Raw genomic sequence first — 13798 nt, 5'->3', positions numbered from 1 at the left:
TAGCGCCACCTGGTCTACAATCCTCTCGCGCCGAAGTTCATACTTAGCCGAAGGAAGTTTTTGAGGATTTCCTCCCCCTGTTGGGTTAGAACAGATTCGGGGTGAAACTGTACGCCATAGGTTGGATGGTCGCGATGGGCAAGCGCCATGATCTCGCCCTCCTCGGAGCGAGCGGGCACTGCGAGCTTCGGCGCGCAAGAATCATCCAGATCGACAATCAGCGAGTGGTACCGGCCGACGTTAAGTGGAGAAGGGAGTCCATCGAACAGTCCTTGACCGTCATGCGCCAGAGATGAGGACCGGCCGTGCATTGGTCGCCTTGCACGTCTCACATTTGCGCCGAAAGCACTCCCGATGCACTGATGTCCGAGGCAAATCCCGAGAATTGGAATGACGCCGGAGAGCTCCCGGACAACGGCAGTTGATATCCCGGCCTCCATAGGTGTGCATGGTCCTGGCGATATCACCACGGCGCGTGACGTGAGGCGAGCGAGATCGTTGACGCTAATAGCGTCATTCCGGATCACCTCGGTTGCTTCGCCAAGCTTCTGGAAGTAACGAGCAATGTTGAAAACGAAGGAATCGTAGTTATCGATGATGACAATCATCAAGCACCAAGATTGTTATCGTCAAATGCGTCGAAGATGCGCTGTGCTTTGGCAATCGTCTCGTCATATTCGGCCTCGGGATCTGATAGCGCCGTTATGCCGCTTCCTGTGTGGAACATAGCCATATCATCGTGGATAGTGACGGTGCGGATTGCGATGTTCGTGTCCATGTGCCCGTCAAAACCGATAAAGCCAATTGACCCGCAATAGATTTCCCGCGCGACATGCTCGATCTCACAGATGATTTCCATCGCTCGCACCTTGGGCGCCCCTGTAATGGATCCCCCGGGGAAGCACGCCTTGAGGAGCGTTACGGCATCTTTTCCCTGTGCAAGCTCAGCGGTAACGACCGACACGAGATGGTGTACTGAGGCGTAAGACTCCAGACCGCACAGCACCGGAACCTCCACCGAATCCGCGGTGCAGACGCGAGACAGGTCGTTGCGCAAAAGGTCGACGATCATGATGTTTTCGGCGCGGTCCTTTTCGGAGTTCTGGAGGAGCTCGGCCCGGCGTTGGTCTTCCATGGCATCGCCCGAGCGCGCGATCGTGCCTTTGATGGGCCGCGTTTCAACAGTCCGCCCATCGAGCTTGAGAAAACGTTCCGGTGAGCTCGAGGCAATGGTGAGCTTGCCGTAGCGCAAGAGCGCCGCAAAAGGAGCAGGGTTTATTGACCGAAGGCGACCGTAGAAGGCGAACGGATCGAACGAGCTCGACAGGCGAGCCGTGAAGCGCTGTGCAACATTGGCCTGGAAGAGGTCGCCTGCCAGAATCAATTCGATCACCCGCTCGGCTGCGGCGATATAGTCCCGGCGCGAAAAATTGGATTCCCATACGGCTACTGCGCCGGCGAAGCGCGGTAACATTGGTGTTCGGGCGGCAAGCAGCGCTGCTAGCTCATCGGCTCTGGAGTGCGCTCGCTCGGCGCGAGCTGCGGGATCCTGCTCGGGCCAGCCCGTCGACACGATGAAGCATCTCTGAGCCCTTTGATCGAAGCTGACGATCACATCATAAAAATGCAAGATCGCTTCAGGCAAGCGCTGTCCCGGAGTAGCCGGCGGGGCCAACCGCTCCAGAGTTCTGTTCAAATCATAACCAAAGAATCCGGCCGCGCCACCTTGAAACGGCGGGAGTTCAGGACGATGCTTCTGCGGGTATTTGGCCCGCAGACCATGCAGAACGTCCCAGGGATCGCCTTCGACAAGGTGGCCATTCCAGCTCGCCTGAGCATCCGCGACAATAAATGTGCCGAACGGGTCGCAAGCCAGATACGAATAGCGCCCAAGCGCATCATGCCCCGCAGCGCTGTCGAGAAATGTCAGATTTGCCAGGCCCGCCAGCCGTTGCATCGCGTGGATGGGTTCGATCCACTGGAATTCGCGAATATGCATCGGGCATCAGCAATGTCGGAGGCCGGCGCGCAGCGTAGCGCGATCGCGGCACCCAGGCGGGCGCATTCGTCTTGTCGATCGTGTCGTCAGGCTCCGCACACTCGTCTCGAGTCCAGGCCCATGAAGTAGCCAGTGGACCGAACGGGTTGGCCAGCGTTGGGCCGACCTAGGTATCTGTTGGCACGTCATAGTCGGCCGCAAACCGCAGCTCGCGCAACGGTCGTACGCGCTTGATCGCTTCCTGATATCGATCGTGAGCTTTATACGCCGCGAGTTCCGTCTCGTTCTCGAACTCTCCATAGACGACGACGTCGATGTCGTTGCCGATCTGATCGCTCTTGCGATTGCGAGCAATCTCGAGCCGATTTGCATGCGGGATTTGGGTGAGAACGGAAAGGCCGGCGATGATCTGGCTGACGTTGGCGTCATCTTTGGCGCTGAACAAGACGATGTGACGTATCATGGTGTCTGGGCCGATTTCATAAGACCGATCAAATCATGAGCTTCGACAGTGCTCGCTGCAGCAAGGGGCGATCTGCCGCGTCCCAGCGTTTCGTCCCTGTTCGATGGGCCTACAAGGTCGATTTCGCGTTCAGAGGGGGAAAGCGAAAGCCGTTCGATCGCTTGAATTTGGTGTGCGAGCAGATTGCAAGCCCGATCGACGCCGTACGCACGCAAAACATGGAAAATCATGCAGTGATCCTGATGGGATCGCGGTCGCCAGGCACCACTTGGTGCCGTCGCGAAAACCGGTCGCGAGTTCGCAAGCTGCAATTCATCAAGACTCTCAAGAAGCCGCGGCATGCCGCAACGCGCAACCAGCACTTGGTGGAATGCTCGGTTGGCCGTCTCATACCCTCGATGCTGCGAGCTTGTCCATCAATAAGTGCCAGCTGCTCTATCGCTCCGAAGCCGTGAGTCTTGCGCCCGATTGCGCAAGGCAACCACCTCAAGCGCTGCGCGATGTAGGCGATCGCCTTCACCAATTGGATATCAAGTGGAGCGCCGCGAACACCTTGGCGCGGGGCAGCGACAACAAAGGTGTTTGGCTCCGAGTTGCCGAAAAGCCGATGGAGCGCGGCTTGAACCAGCTTGCCGCGCAATATCCTGACGGAGCGGCGCCTCGGCCCGCAGTGCCCCGCCGATGATCCGCTCTCCGATCGCGTTGGTGATGCGCTCAGCGATTGTGGTATTCTCAGCATTCACCGAGATCATCTATCACGTGGTGGCACAACGCCTGAAGAGCCGGACACGCGCGTCCGCGCAGGATTTCTGCAATTGCTGCTCGGCTTTCGCGGTGTTTTTGCATCGCACTAGCGTTAGAGTGGCGGGATCATTAGCTTGCAGGTACCGAACAAAGGCATTCGGCGGCACGCTTGCCAAGGGCTGTTGTCTCACACCGCATCCATCAGGTCCGAGAATGTCGATCATCCCGAATATGATCGTCTGTCGTGATGAAGAAGCCAGACTTATGAACGTTCGTGTATCGGTGGGAGCGACGGCGGCCGGCGACAGCCGGTCCGTCCGCAGTGATTGGACGCGCCTAGAGGCCGAAAGCCTGTATGCTTGTCTTCCCCCGATCTGATGTTCTAGCACAGAGCGCTCATGGCGAACATTTCGATGCAAACTACATACCTATTGTGCAGGCTCGGCATCACCTCCGACTTGTTCCGGCCACGTCAGCAACCGGTTGTGTACAAAGGTCCTTGTAGGTCGAACATGCAGGTTACGTTGATGAAGGGAAAGATCCATCGGGCGTCGGTCACTGAGGCCGATCTGCACCCCGAAGGTGCTATCTCGATTGATCGTAACCTGCTCACCGCAGCGGGGTTCTTGGCCAACGAGCACGTGGAAATTTATAATGTCGAGACCGGCGCACGGTTTGCCACTTACGTCATCGAGGCACCCGCGGGGTCAGGAATAGTCGGGCTGAATGGCGCAGCTGCACGGCTGGCCATTCCAGGAGACAAGCTCATCATCGTGGCATACGCCTCCTTCAACGACAACGAGGCACGAACGTTTAGTCCGCGCGTCGTCAGAGTTGATCGGGACAACCGGATTTTGTCGGATTGAGGGAAGATCGCGTCGATCGGTTTCGTAGAACCTGCCCAAAGGGTTCCAAGCGCTCGCATGAAGCCGGATTGTGTTTCCAACGAGAGTAGCTACGCCGCGGGCTTGTGGAGTCCAGCACGCGACCGCAAGCTGTGAGTTCTCAAGCCGCGCGCAGGTATCGATTTCACCTGGGCTACATTGCCGCCGGCCTATGCTCCGCGCCTCAAGAGGGCTGTCGCTGCCTTGGAGCCGAGCACCAAGTCGCGGGATCGCGGCTTGTGTGGGTTCCTGCTGGTCGATGAGGCCCACGCAACCGGGGTACAGCGAGCATGGCACAGGGGCCGCTGCAACATTGAGGAAGCGGAATCTCCTGGTGTGGTGCCTCAGTTTGAAATTTGGGGCGGAAAGGAAATCTTAACCCTTCCTTTACGGGAAGGTTGTTTTCTGGTGCAATAGAAAAGGGCCTACGGAAGGCAAGTTCCGTAGGCCCAGTAGATACTAACGGTCAGTTCTTATAGTAGTGCATTAGGGATACCCCGAGTTGGGCTAGCCCGATGACTACAAGTGCAACCGTTAGCGATACGACGGCGTCTTCCATCGTTTAGCTCCCTGGTTTGAGGGGCAGCCACACCGGCTGCCCCGCCAGTGTCCTTTGATTGGTTTACGAAGACCTTAACGCCGCGCGAAATTTCGGGCCAAGTGTGCCGCCGCAGGACAATAAAACGGAAGTCTAAACGGGCATTAATCTTTGAGGGGGAGCAACGTCCTGCACTTCGCGATTGCGTCTTCCAAAACGCCATCCGGAGCCCCGCATGCAAAATCAGACTTTCTTTCGAGCCAGGACATACTCTTGATCTGATCTGCCACGACACATCCCCCACGCTCAGATCCCCCGGGAATTTCAAATTCCTCAGGAAGCAGCGATTCGAACGGGTAGCCCTTCACTTTGCTGGTGATAGGGAAGAGTAGGCAAAGCCGGGAAAATTGATTGTATTTACGGGGCGACACGACCAATGCGGCGTGTCGCCCTGCCATTTCACGACCTGCTTGGGGATCGAAGTTGAGCCAGATAATATCGCCCATATCAGGGCAATAGGGCTCGTTAGGAGCCGAACTCCTCGCCGACCGCAGCAGTCGTGTTATATTCTTCATGCAAGTTCTCGGGAGTCATGCCCGCAAGGAGCGCGTCTAACGTGTAGACTGGCGCTTTGCGAGGGGCCACGACTAAGTTACCGTTTTGAACGGTAATTTCCGCCTCTCGGCCCGCGAATGCACAGATTTCCTTTGCGTAGGCGCTCGGAATGCGGAGAGCCACGCTATTGCCCCACATTGCAAACTGAACGACCATCGCTACCTCCACGACGATACCGGCAAGTATCAACAACGAAGATACACCAAATTAGTTGCCGTGCAACTGGATAATGTAGATACGTTGTATCAACAGCTATGATCGAGGTTCGAGGTTAGTAAGCCCATAACGATTAATTCAACAACGGAACTCGCAATGCGCAACGGACCCAAGGGCGAGAAAGCGCCACAGCGACACAGGTGCAGAACGCCATGCTAATTGGCCGGCTTGCAACCGGTGAAGTCAAGGAAGAATTCAGCGCGCAATGAGGCGCTAACCTGTTTCTGGGGCCCGTCTTGAGCGGACCGAACGCTGACAATGGAGTCCTATCGCCGGCGATCGCGGAACGATTCAGCTGTTGGACGGTATCATGATGCCTTCCGTGGCTTTGCGCAGAACCTGGTTACCGCCCCGGGTAACTAAAAGAGCGTCGGTGAATTGCGGTATTAAGCGCCCGTTGCTTCGTGGGGAACTTTGCAGGTGCCTGCAATTAATTGCGATGGTCACTGTGGAACCGTACATTGCCGTGTTCGTACAGTTTTTGATGGTTCTGCGCGTAATTCGGCTGATTTGCGTGTTGTTAGGATTGCTTCGGCTTTGTTTTTTAAGTTTCTTGAAACTGTCGATGGGCGATGTTAGTTACGTGTACGGTCGCTGATAGCGGTGAAAAACAGCGGCTCCGCCTTCTTCCGGAGGCTCCACGGTTAGTGGACGTAAGGTGAGCATTTCGCACAGAGGGTTCTTTTCGCACCAATTTCTGCCCTCGGAAATAGCCCCTGCGGGGGCTATTTTCTTTTCTGAGCCACCACATTCCGCGGTGGAGGTCGTTTCAGATCCCTTCCCTTGATGCGATAGTCCACCACCGTAACAAAGCTGACTGCTGGCAATTTATTGGGCAGCTTCGGCCTTAGGTGGGCGCTGGTTACGAACATTGCGCCATCATAGCCGTCCGCCTTTTTGGCCTTCTCGACATCGAAAAACGCGACATACGGCGCGTTCCCCTGGTCCGGCATTTCAACGATCAGGAAATTTCCTTTATCGCCGAAATAGGCCCTCCCGGCAGCAGCGTAGCGGATCATATCCGCTAGTTCTTTCGAGAGCTTATAGCGATGATGGCAGAAACAACGCTTCTCCTTACCATGCACCATATGGAGGTCCGGGCTATCTTCCGGGGTGATTTCTCGGGTGAAGCAGTGAAAGCCAAAGCTGACACGGACAATGTATGGCGAAGCATCCTCCTCCTTGGCCTTCACTTCCATCGTGAACGGATCCAAGTGGTCAAGATCGTAGTCGACCCCTGCAATTCTCTTTTTCCCAAAACCCGGCAAGAAGACACTCCTGAAACTTGAGGCCGCCAGTGGGACGGCCTCTTTCATTCGAAGACATCCTTCTTATCGCGCCCGGTGACTTCATCGACTATCCTTTCGTGCAGTCAATCCTTCTGCGCAGACTCCCTTGCCAGCTAGGTATTTCGCTACATGTTGGCGGAATAGATCGATTCTTCCCAAGTCTTCTGCCGTCCATGCGAGTTCGGCTTCTCGGCCTTCCTTTTGCGACGCTCTTTTCATCATCTCGGCTAAGAGGCCGCGCAAGACGGTCTCCCAATACAAGGCTCGCTTAATGAAGTCTCGCAAGAACTCCGGCCCTTCCTGACGGCGATCTGGCGTGCCGCGAATGTTTGTACGAAACGTGCGGAAATAGTCGTGCGCTAGAAGATTGCGATCTTCGTAGAATGAAATGAGTTCGGGTGTCTGGATAAGGAAAGCCTCTCCGAATGTCGTGACTAGTTGCCCCAAGGTGGCCTTAAGCTCGCTAGCATCTCCTCGCAGAAATTTTTCTGGTGTCAGGTCGCGAAAGCGCCGCTCCTTCTTAGCTGTAGGGGTGTGAGCCGCGTGGGCAGCGAGTCCGTAAAGGGCGAATTCCACGCGCTGCGCGGCATAGAGTGCCAATCCCAGCAACTGGAACTCGTTTTCGTCTTGATCATCCGTCATCGTCATTATTGGTAACACCACGAGGCGCCTTCGGAGAAGGCCCCGATCGCACCGCCGACGTGCTCAATCCGATGAAACTGCCCGATCCGAGCCGCGGCTTCGAATGGCACATTGTGCGCGACTTCCTGCCCGGCGACGCCATCTTCGCTGACCCGGGGCTGAAGCCAGTATTCGAGGCGGCACTGAAACGCGGCTGCGCCGTTGTCGAGCGATGACACTCGTCTTGGTCGTTTCAACGGTTGCCGGCCTGATCATAGCTGCAGATAGCCGTCTTGGCCTCACCAATGCGAACTGGACCATCGCTTGCGATAACACGTTCAAGATTGCTGAAGTCGAAGGGGTGGACAGAACAGTGGTCTTTACGACCGGCTACAGCACGGTCTGGGCCCTTGCTGGCGTGCAGACCGACAAGATCTGCGAACATGTCGCGTCAAACAAGCCAAAATTCGATGCGCAAGCGATCCTCGCTAACGCGGCCCGGCGTGCCGGGGCAAGCTTGACGGATATTGCTCAGGAAGTTGTACATGCGACCGCCGCCTATATCGCATCCCATCCGACGGACTACGAGACGCGGATCGGTCAATTCCTATTTTTCAGTCGGCTATTGCGCGTTTCGGTCCGGAGACCTGCGCGATCTGCCGCTGCATCAGCGGAAGCCAAAATTGGAGAAGCTTTTGGCGCGCCGGCCGGACGGCATCACCATTGCGCCGTTTGAGCGCGGCGAGAGGGCCCCAAGCTATTCCGGGCCGCCTGTCGCATGGGCCTTGAGGGGCTGGTCTCAAAGCATCGCGATCGACCGTACTGCGGCGGGCGCCAGAAGCGCTGGATCAAGGTGAAGAACCGTAGTCACCCGGCGATGGAACGAGAGCTATAGCCAGTGCGACTGTTCCAGAATTAACCCGCCACTGCGACATCAAGCTTAATTCCAGAGTTCGGTTGCAGCGAAGCTACGGAACGTTAGCTTCTCACTGGCCGGACATTGCCCTTGGTCCGGGTCCCCAAGTGGCGAAGCCGTCGCGCCAATATACTCGTCGCGGCGGCTTCGTCTGCACTGTAGGGCTCTGGCGCGAGTTTCATTTGAACAGGCAGTCAGACCGCGAAACTCTCGATCTCATTGAGATGCGTCGGCAACTCACGGCACTGCGTTCGCAGCATTCGGACAATCTTGCAATTGCGTCGCTGTTGAACCGCTTCCTTGTCAAGGTCGCATTTCTGACCGAGCCAACAGACCTCGCGCACGAGCAGTATCTCCGATCGGAATTCGAAAGAACCTTGACCAAGGTCAAAGAGATTGCTGCACGGACCAAATCCGGCTGAGCCATATCTTCACAGCGCTGACGCAATCGCTGCGGTAACTTTAACGATCGGATCGTGTTGCGGCTTTCAACGCGGAGTTCGATGCTCGATACAGTCGTGAGGGTGCCGATGTATCGCGTAACCGATGCCTTCGCGGCTAGGGGCCGCCGCCCGAGAAGCGGCGGTCCCGCCCAACGCGAGCGATCGATGCAAGAGCGGCGACGAAGCGACAGGACTTGAGTCCGCCAAGATGCGTTTATCCGGTTCTCCAGCGCAGCGTGTATGCGGCAGTGTGCCGTCCGCGATTTTTCCTCTGATGGCGTGGGCATATGCCTCAACGGCGCTAGGGTCTTGCCGTTAGACATCGAGCTATCGCTTCATGCGCACAAAGCTGGTGTCGGCTGTCGTCTCGTCTGGCGATAGGGTAACTACGCTGGGTTCGAATTTAATCGTAAGCGCGGTCGGGCTCGGTATGAATTTCCGAAGCCAGCGCAGGCCCTGGGACGAGATGCCGCAGAAACACGATCCGGCGCCTTGACCGCGGCCCAACGCGCAATGCTGATCGGCGAAGCGCAACTTATGAAGCCCGTGCATCCTGAGACGAAGCAGCGCGCGAACCGGGCTTCGCAGGACGCACCCGCTGCCATTGTCGCCGACCCAGAGCTGCCATTGTCGCCAGCCCAGAGAAGTCTGCGGAATTCATGCGCGCCCTGCGCGTCGCGTTATTCGGCGGCGAAGCGCGACCCAAGACCGAAGAACTATGCTTCTTAAGTTTCGAGAGACACCCGGGAAACCGAGGGGCGATAGACCGGCCATCCATCCAGAAAAAGGACATTGATAGATGCCTATTCCGGTTGAATTAGTGCGCGGCTTCAACAGCTTCGGGATCAAGGTACTTGTCCCGGAGCGTTCGGCCGACGACCTTATCGAGAGTATGGGTCAGCTGGCCGATCGGCGAAAAGAGGACGGACGTGCTGATCTGTAACGGCTTGGGCGAAGTTGCGTCCGTATCGCTGGACCATTAAGCCCGCTGTGATCGGCGCGGCCTTCGCACGCCGCGCCAACCCGCCTACATTCTGTCATCCAGCAGCGGAATGCGATCGTGCCGAAGCAGCGCGTCCCATTCGCCCCGCCATGCGTGGAGCCTGACGCCCCGGCGGATCACGACGGCTTGCGCGTACGTTTCTTCCACGATGCGCCTAAGGCGGCAGGCTGATGTGGCGCCGATACTTGGGTCGCACCGTGAATGCGGTATTCACGATCGAAGAAGGCGCGGACGGCACGCGTGTATCGACCGGCCATCAGACCGTCAATTTTAGGGAACCACGCCGTTCGAGCAGAGTAACGAGGCCGCGCCAATGGGTGTATTTGCCGGGCCCTAAAAGGGCCTCGGTTAACGATCGTTCGTCAGCGAACAGGGGCAGCTCTTCGAGCGTGACGACAGAATTACGCGTTTCGCGCTTCGCTCGGACGGGCGCCGCGTCGGCGCGCAGATTGTTTTCGTCTTCAGGTTTGTTCACGACGACGCCTTCTCGTAATCGGTTCTGGAGACTTATCGAGCATGTCACCAATCCGGCGCCTTACCCTGACTGTCTGAGGATCCTTCGGATCGATCGTTTCGAGCCATGCATCAAGGCGCAAGCGCAGCCAACGATGCCCACGGCTAGATTGGGTGAACTCGATCGGCTTGACCGGGCAGACCTTCTTGAACGTGTCGACCGACAGTCCGCAGTAGCTCGCGGCCTGATCCAGCCGCAGCGCTGCCGGCCAATACGGAAGCTCGGCCTTCATGCTTTGAGACGCCCAGCAAGCACCGGTGCGCGGTCGTAGCGAAGCAAGAGCGCTTCCCAATCGCGGCCTTGTACGCGGTCCGCAAGACCTGCGCCGCTGTCCATTCGATGTGCAGGACAATCTTGCCGGCGACCGGACGTCGAGGGTCGACTTCCGGTCTTCCTCGTCGATCGATCGCGAAAGCGTCAGCCGGAATTCGTTATGGCGGACCTCCGACAGCCGCCAGCGGTGGCCAGCGCGATCGATGAAGGAGCTTTCGCCGCACCGGCGGATGATTCCCATCGCCAGCTTGCTGAGTGCCTTCATGCGCTCGGAGCGGTCCCCAGTCATACGAGCGTCTACAGTTGGGCAAGGCTGCCGACTTCCCGGACGAACCGCGTTAGGTCTTGCGGCCGGTAATGAAGCAGGTCCGCCGGATCGGCGCCGCGCGACAACAGAACTTGCGCCTTGATGGCGGCGTCCCCTTTTGATGCGAGGGGGGCGGCTAGGATCGCATCAGCGACGGCCCCTAAAGCGTCATTCGCCGCGTCGCAGGCAGCTTCGGCCGCGTTTGGGTCGGCGTCGGCAGTTTGATCTGCTAGAGCGTAGATGCGCCGCTTCTCGCTGGCCGTGACCTGATACTGTTTCCAAAGCTGTTCGATCGGCGTCAGCTTCCTTAGGGAGTGCGCCCAAGGTCCGACAATGATATTGGTCTGTTCAGCTTGCTGCATGATCTCATCCATCGTGTTGCAGGTTAGGACCGTCGGCAGCTCCAACTGCCGGCGGTCCGCTTTTAACGCAAGCGGAAGACGCGACCGGGACACAACGGGGACGATAGGCGGGACGCGCGCGGGAATGTACCCGGTTCTTTCCCGCTCGATCCGTGTTGCAGACTGAGCGGGGTTCTCCGGGAGCGCCAGGCTGGGCTTTCCCGGAATGGCCCCTCCTGGAAATTCTACCACTCCGCCAAGTCAGGTAGATTGACGTTGTTTGTCATTTTGCAAATTGTTGCGGTCTAGGTAGTATCTCTGAAGAACAACGCTTCAGCGTGCACTGTTTGGTAGATATAACCGGTGGTGAACGAGGATGGCCCTCCGACTTACAGTGGCAGGCATAGCAGTCGTATCGTTGTTGCTGCGAGGGAGTGCGTCAGCTCAAGATGATCTTGCGGCCCAGAGAGAGGCCTTAAAGCTCATCAGCGGAACGGCGGCTGACATCTGCTATACTGTGGAACAAAACAGCCGCTCGACCGAATGGATCGCTTCATTGGGTGGTCGGGTGAGCGGCTTGATTAGCAAGATCGTCGGCATCGGCGTATCGGCAGCTGGTGAGTACAAAACGAAAGAAGCCCAAGGCGTCCTTCAGCAAGACCTCGCGAAGGCAATAAAGGACAGCGGGGACTGCAAAACAAATGTCTTCAACAAGCTTGTGGAGCGCCTCTTGCCCGCGCAGCAAGCCAAGCCCGTTCCTGTTCAGACCAAATCCTTCAAATCTCCGGACATTGACGCTCAAGCAGGCGACGGCCGCGCGGGTAAGGCATTTAAGATTGAGCTGTCTTTAACAGAGATTGGGGGAGCTCAGCCCTATTACATAGCGCAATGGACTTGGACTGGGTCTGGTGGGTCACAGCGCGGCAGCCAGAATATTATCTTTGACCTAAAGGCCAATACGGGCGCGACCGTACAATCACTCAATTTTCCAATTGACCGGTCACATTGTTACTATCGTGGTCATCCAGAGACCAAAACCGGCACTCTCAATGCGCCAATAGCTGCAATTTCAGCGGTTGACGTCAGAACGACGGTTCTAGAAGGAAGAGTAGGGAAATGTTGACTTCGATACGGCCTTGCAGAGATTAGAGATCCCGCGCGCCCCCGGACTTTCATTTTCGCCAATCAACTCCGCCAAGCATCTCGACGGACTTGTGCAACGCGTAGAGGCCGCCGAGGATGCCGGTCCCGCCAGCGACCCACGGCGCCGCGGCGACGCCAGCGGTCCAGATGGCGCTGCCAAGGCCGCCAGTTGCCGCCGCGCCCTTCGCAGCGGCGCCGACGCCTGCCGCGGCGGATAGCTCCGCAGCGGCGGCCGTGAGCGCTGCGGCGGACCCGTCCAGCGCGACGGCGGACCACCCTAGGCCGAAGCCGTTCATCAGGCCGGAAAATAAGCTGACCGTCGCATAGCCGCCGGCGCCCAAGCCGCCGGCGATCGCGCCCCCGCGATCAATTTGGCCGCCGTCGGATTGTCGGCAGAGAACTTCGACAGGCTTTCGGCCCAGGGATGCCGGCGGCGCGCATCTTGACGATTTCGGACTGGATTTCCTCGCCGGACTTGGCCGCTTCCTTCGTGCCGTGAAGAATGCCCGGACCGGCGAGCATGGCGGCATTCGCATCGCCGCGTCCAGCGGCGCGCATCGCCGGGCGCGCAAGGCCCGGCTGCCGTTCGAGCGCGGCGTTAGCGCGATCGACGGACGCCCGCAGCTTGTCCTGCGCCGCCGTGGCCCGGTTAACCGGGATGCCCAACTGTTCCAGCCCGGGCTTTGCCTGAAGGACGGCGACCTTCTGCCGCTCGAAAGCTTGCGCGGCCCGGCTGACGGCGCCTTGGGCGCTCTCATAAGCCCGTTGGAGCGACCGCGCATCGCCTTCCCTTCTTCATGGCCTTCCTCCGCGATGCGGGTCAGTTCATTCATCATGGTGCCCATCGGGCCGGCGGCGTTTTCGTCGAGGCCACCTGCACAGCGGTTCAGCGTATCGATCACGATTAGGCTGCCGCTTCCGGCCTTAGATGAAATCTCGCGCATCGTTGCGATCACCGCGCTCGTATCCTTTGCGGTGGTTAGATTAATCGGAGTTGTCGATACGGCGATCGGAGGGCGAATGTTGCCATGCAGCTTCTGCGATCTGACGAAATTCGCTCAAATCTCGATGGCCAAAGAGGATCTGCGAATGAACCTGTTAGGTGGACGAGGGACGGCGCGGCGCGTTTACATACGCCAAACCCGTCAAGTAGACCTAAATCCATTGATGATGCGCCAAAAAGCGCAGGATTTGTTCGTAGCCAACCCCTTTATTGCATCAATCGGGAGTCAACGGAGAGTAAAATTGTTGATGTCCGCTGCAGCGTTGCCAATGAGATATCGAGCTGCGCTGGAAACGAGGTGATGCGGGCCGAGTGGGCTGTACACGCTGCCCCAACTTCGTTGCAGCCGTCTCGCAAGCAAGACGGGCGATCAACCAAGTGGAAAGTTTGTAAAGCACTGCTTCGACAGGAGGCGAGAATGCGCAACGACTTCGATAATTCCCGCCACGGTTCAGCTCGATGCTGCGCGATCTGCGGAGGAAGATT

19 protein-coding genes and 1 pseudogene are annotated in these 13798 nt (G+C 57.8%); 8 read left to right on the top strand and 12 right to left on the bottom strand.

Annotated features, from left to right (window positions below; all coding sequences use genetic code 11):
* Positions 1-14 precede the first annotated feature (14 nt).
* The 4 genes and pseudogenes from XI03_RS21715 to XI03_RS40335 all read right to left on the bottom strand — a co-directional run.
* Positions 15-608, bottom strand: coding sequence for an anthranilate synthase component II (locus tag XI03_RS21715; RefSeq protein ID WP_271593278.1), 594 nt, complete (start codon positions 606-608; stop codon positions 15-17).
* The gene (gene pabB / locus XI03_RS21710; protein ID WP_271593277.1) at positions 608-1999 is read right to left on the bottom strand and encodes an aminodeoxychorismate synthase component I; all 1392 of its coding nucleotides are present in this window, start codon (positions 1997-1999) and stop codon (positions 608-610) included. The genes XI03_RS21715 and pabB overlap by 1 nt, the downstream gene beginning before the upstream one ends.
* 166 nt (positions 2000-2165) lie before the next feature.
* Entirely contained in the window at positions 2166-2462 is a 297-nt protein-coding gene (locus XI03_RS21705; RefSeq protein ID WP_271593276.1) for a Dabb family protein, read from the bottom strand.
* A pseudogene (locus XI03_RS40335) lies at positions 2459-2851 on the bottom strand (FCD domain-containing protein); the annotation flags it as partial. The pseudogene XI03_RS40335 and the gene XI03_RS21705, both read right to left, overlap by 4 nt.
* 240 nt (positions 2852-3091) lie before the next feature.
* Here XI03_RS40335 and XI03_RS21695 point away from each other — a divergent pair.
* Both XI03_RS21695 and panD read left to right on the top strand, forming a co-directional pair.
* Complete coding sequence (locus XI03_RS21695) at positions 3092-3316, top strand: hypothetical protein (RefSeq protein ID WP_271593328.1); 225 nt, start codon at positions 3092-3094, stop codon at positions 3314-3316.
* A 402-nt stretch (positions 3317-3718) separates the two neighbouring features.
* Positions 3719-4072, top strand: a complete 354-nt coding sequence (panD, locus tag XI03_RS21690) for an aspartate 1-decarboxylase (RefSeq protein ID WP_271593275.1) — start codon at positions 3719-3721, stop codon at positions 4070-4072.
* A 720-nt stretch (positions 4073-4792) separates the two neighbouring features.
* On the opposite strand, the gene XI03_RS21685 is transcribed toward panD, so the two are convergent.
* The 4 genes from XI03_RS21685 to XI03_RS21670 form a co-directional block, all read right to left on the bottom strand.
* Entirely contained in the window at positions 4793-5134 is a 342-nt protein-coding gene (locus XI03_RS21685; protein ID WP_271593274.1) for a type II toxin-antitoxin system PemK/MazF family toxin, read from the bottom strand.
* 19 nt (positions 5135-5153) lie between these two features.
* Positions 5154-5399 (bottom strand): AbrB/MazE/SpoVT family DNA-binding domain-containing protein, encoded by a 246-nt coding sequence (locus tag XI03_RS21680; protein ID WP_271593273.1) that lies wholly within the window; start codon positions 5397-5399, stop codon positions 5154-5156.
* Between the two features lie 785 nt (positions 5400-6184).
* Positions 6185-6775 (bottom strand): hypothetical protein, encoded by a 591-nt coding sequence (locus tag XI03_RS21675; protein ID WP_271593272.1) that lies wholly within the window; start codon positions 6773-6775, stop codon positions 6185-6187.
* Between the two features lie 33 nt (positions 6776-6808).
* Positions 6809-7396 (bottom strand): hypothetical protein, encoded by a 588-nt coding sequence (locus XI03_RS21670; RefSeq protein ID WP_271593271.1) that lies wholly within the window; start codon positions 7394-7396, stop codon positions 6809-6811.
* 65 nt (positions 7397-7461) lie between these two features.
* Between XI03_RS21670 and XI03_RS21665 the strand changes: the two genes are divergently transcribed.
* The 4 genes from XI03_RS21665 (at position 7462) to XI03_RS21645 (ending at position 9671) form a co-directional block, all read left to right on the top strand.
* Complete coding sequence (locus XI03_RS21665) at positions 7462-7605, top strand: hypothetical protein (protein ID WP_271593270.1); 144 nt, start codon at positions 7462-7464, stop codon at positions 7603-7605.
* Between the two features lie 8 nt (positions 7606-7613).
* On the top strand, positions 7614-8105 hold the full coding sequence (locus tag XI03_RS21660) for a hypothetical protein (protein WP_271593327.1): 492 nt from the start codon (positions 7614-7616) through the stop codon (positions 8103-8105).
* A gap of 287 nt (positions 8106-8392) precedes the next feature.
* Positions 8393-8707: a hypothetical protein gene (locus XI03_RS21650; RefSeq protein ID WP_271593269.1), complete on the top strand. Its 315-nt coding sequence runs from the start codon at positions 8393-8395 to the stop codon at positions 8705-8707.
* Between the two features lie 820 nt (positions 8708-9527).
* On the top strand, positions 9528-9671 hold the full coding sequence (locus tag XI03_RS21645; protein WP_271593268.1) for a hypothetical protein: 144 nt from the start codon (positions 9528-9530) through the stop codon (positions 9669-9671).
* Positions 9672-9987: 316 nt separating this feature from the next.
* On the opposite strand, the gene XI03_RS21640 is transcribed toward XI03_RS21645, so the two are convergent.
* The 3 genes from XI03_RS21640 to XI03_RS21630 form a co-directional block, all read right to left on the bottom strand.
* Positions 9988-10206 (bottom strand): hypothetical protein, encoded by a 219-nt coding sequence (locus XI03_RS21640; RefSeq protein ID WP_271593267.1) that lies wholly within the window; start codon positions 10204-10206, stop codon positions 9988-9990.
* Positions 10193-10477, bottom strand: coding sequence for a hypothetical protein (locus tag XI03_RS21635; protein ID WP_271593266.1), 285 nt, complete (start codon positions 10475-10477; stop codon positions 10193-10195). Before XI03_RS21635 ends, XI03_RS21640 begins: the two co-directional genes overlap by 14 nt.
* Positions 10478-10815: 338 nt before the next feature.
* Positions 10816-11187 (bottom strand): hypothetical protein, encoded by a 372-nt coding sequence (locus XI03_RS21630; RefSeq protein ID WP_271593265.1) that lies wholly within the window; start codon positions 11185-11187, stop codon positions 10816-10818.
* Between the two features lie 355 nt (positions 11188-11542).
* On the opposite strand from XI03_RS21630, the gene XI03_RS21625 reads away from it, so the two are divergent.
* The gene (locus XI03_RS21625; protein ID WP_271593264.1) at positions 11543-12289 is read left to right on the top strand and encodes a hypothetical protein; all 747 of its coding nucleotides are present in this window, start codon (positions 11543-11545) and stop codon (positions 12287-12289) included.
* A gap of 49 nt (positions 12290-12338) precedes the next feature.
* Here XI03_RS21625 and XI03_RS21620 read toward each other — a convergent pair whose 3' ends face one another.
* Complete coding sequence (locus tag XI03_RS21620; protein WP_271593263.1) at positions 12339-12650, bottom strand: hypothetical protein; 312 nt, start codon at positions 12648-12650, stop codon at positions 12339-12341.
* A 154-nt stretch (positions 12651-12804) separates the two neighbouring features.
* Here XI03_RS21620 and XI03_RS21615 point away from each other — a divergent pair, with 154 nt between their 5' ends.
* Positions 12805-13614, top strand: coding sequence for a hypothetical protein (locus XI03_RS21615; RefSeq protein WP_271593262.1), 810 nt, complete (start codon positions 12805-12807; stop codon positions 13612-13614).
* The last annotated feature ends 184 nt before the right edge of the window (positions 13615-13798 follow it).

The sequence above is a fragment of the Bradyrhizobium sp. CCBAU 65884 genome, assembly GCF_028128835.1.
Classification (GTDB): Bacteria; Pseudomonadota; Alphaproteobacteria; order Rhizobiales; family Xanthobacteraceae; genus Bradyrhizobium; species Bradyrhizobium ottawaense.
The sequence above is the reverse complement of the archived record's forward strand: the minus strand, read 5'-3'. Positions and strand labels throughout refer to the sequence as shown.

Bases quoted from the DNA above. Each gene is read 5' to 3' on its own strand.
- XI03_RS21715 (WP_271593278.1), bottom strand. From the start codon at position 608: ATGATTGTCATCATCGATAACTACGATTCCTTCGTTTTCAACATTGCT.
- pabB (WP_271593277.1), bottom strand. From the start codon at position 1,999: ATGCATATTCGCGAATTCCAGTGGATCGAACCCATCCACGCGATGCAA.
- XI03_RS21705 (WP_271593276.1), bottom strand. From the start codon at position 2,462: ATGATACGTCACATCGTCTTGTTCAGCGCCAAAGATGACGCCAACGTC.
- panD (WP_271593275.1), top strand. From the start codon at position 3,719: ATGCAGGTTACGTTGATGAAGGGAAAGATCCATCGGGCGTCGGTCACT.
- XI03_RS21685 (WP_271593274.1), bottom strand. From the start codon at position 5,134: ATGGGCGATATTATCTGGCTCAACTTCGATCCCCAAGCAGGTCGTGAA.
- XI03_RS21680 (WP_271593273.1), bottom strand. From the start codon at position 5,399: ATGGTCGTTCAGTTTGCAATGTGGGGCAATAGCGTGGCTCTCCGCATT.
- XI03_RS21675 (WP_271593272.1), bottom strand. From the start codon at position 6,775: ATGAAAGAGGCCGTCCCACTGGCGGCCTCAAGTTTCAGGAGTGTCTTC.
- XI03_RS21670 (WP_271593271.1), bottom strand. From the start codon at position 7,396: ATGACGATGACGGATGATCAAGACGAAAACGAGTTCCAGTTGCTGGGA.
- XI03_RS21665 (WP_271593270.1), top strand. From the start codon at position 7,462: ATGAAACTGCCCGATCCGAGCCGCGGCTTCGAATGGCACATTGTGCGC.
- XI03_RS21645 (WP_271593268.1), top strand. From the start codon at position 9,528: ATGCCTATTCCGGTTGAATTAGTGCGCGGCTTCAACAGCTTCGGGATC.
- XI03_RS21635 (WP_271593266.1), bottom strand. From the start codon at position 10,477: ATGAAGGCCGAGCTTCCGTATTGGCCGGCAGCGCTGCGGCTGGATCAG.
- XI03_RS21630 (WP_271593265.1), bottom strand. From the start codon at position 11,187: ATGCAGCAAGCTGAACAGACCAATATCATTGTCGGACCTTGGGCGCAC.
- XI03_RS21625 (WP_271593264.1), top strand. From the start codon at position 11,543: ATGGCCCTCCGACTTACAGTGGCAGGCATAGCAGTCGTATCGTTGTTG.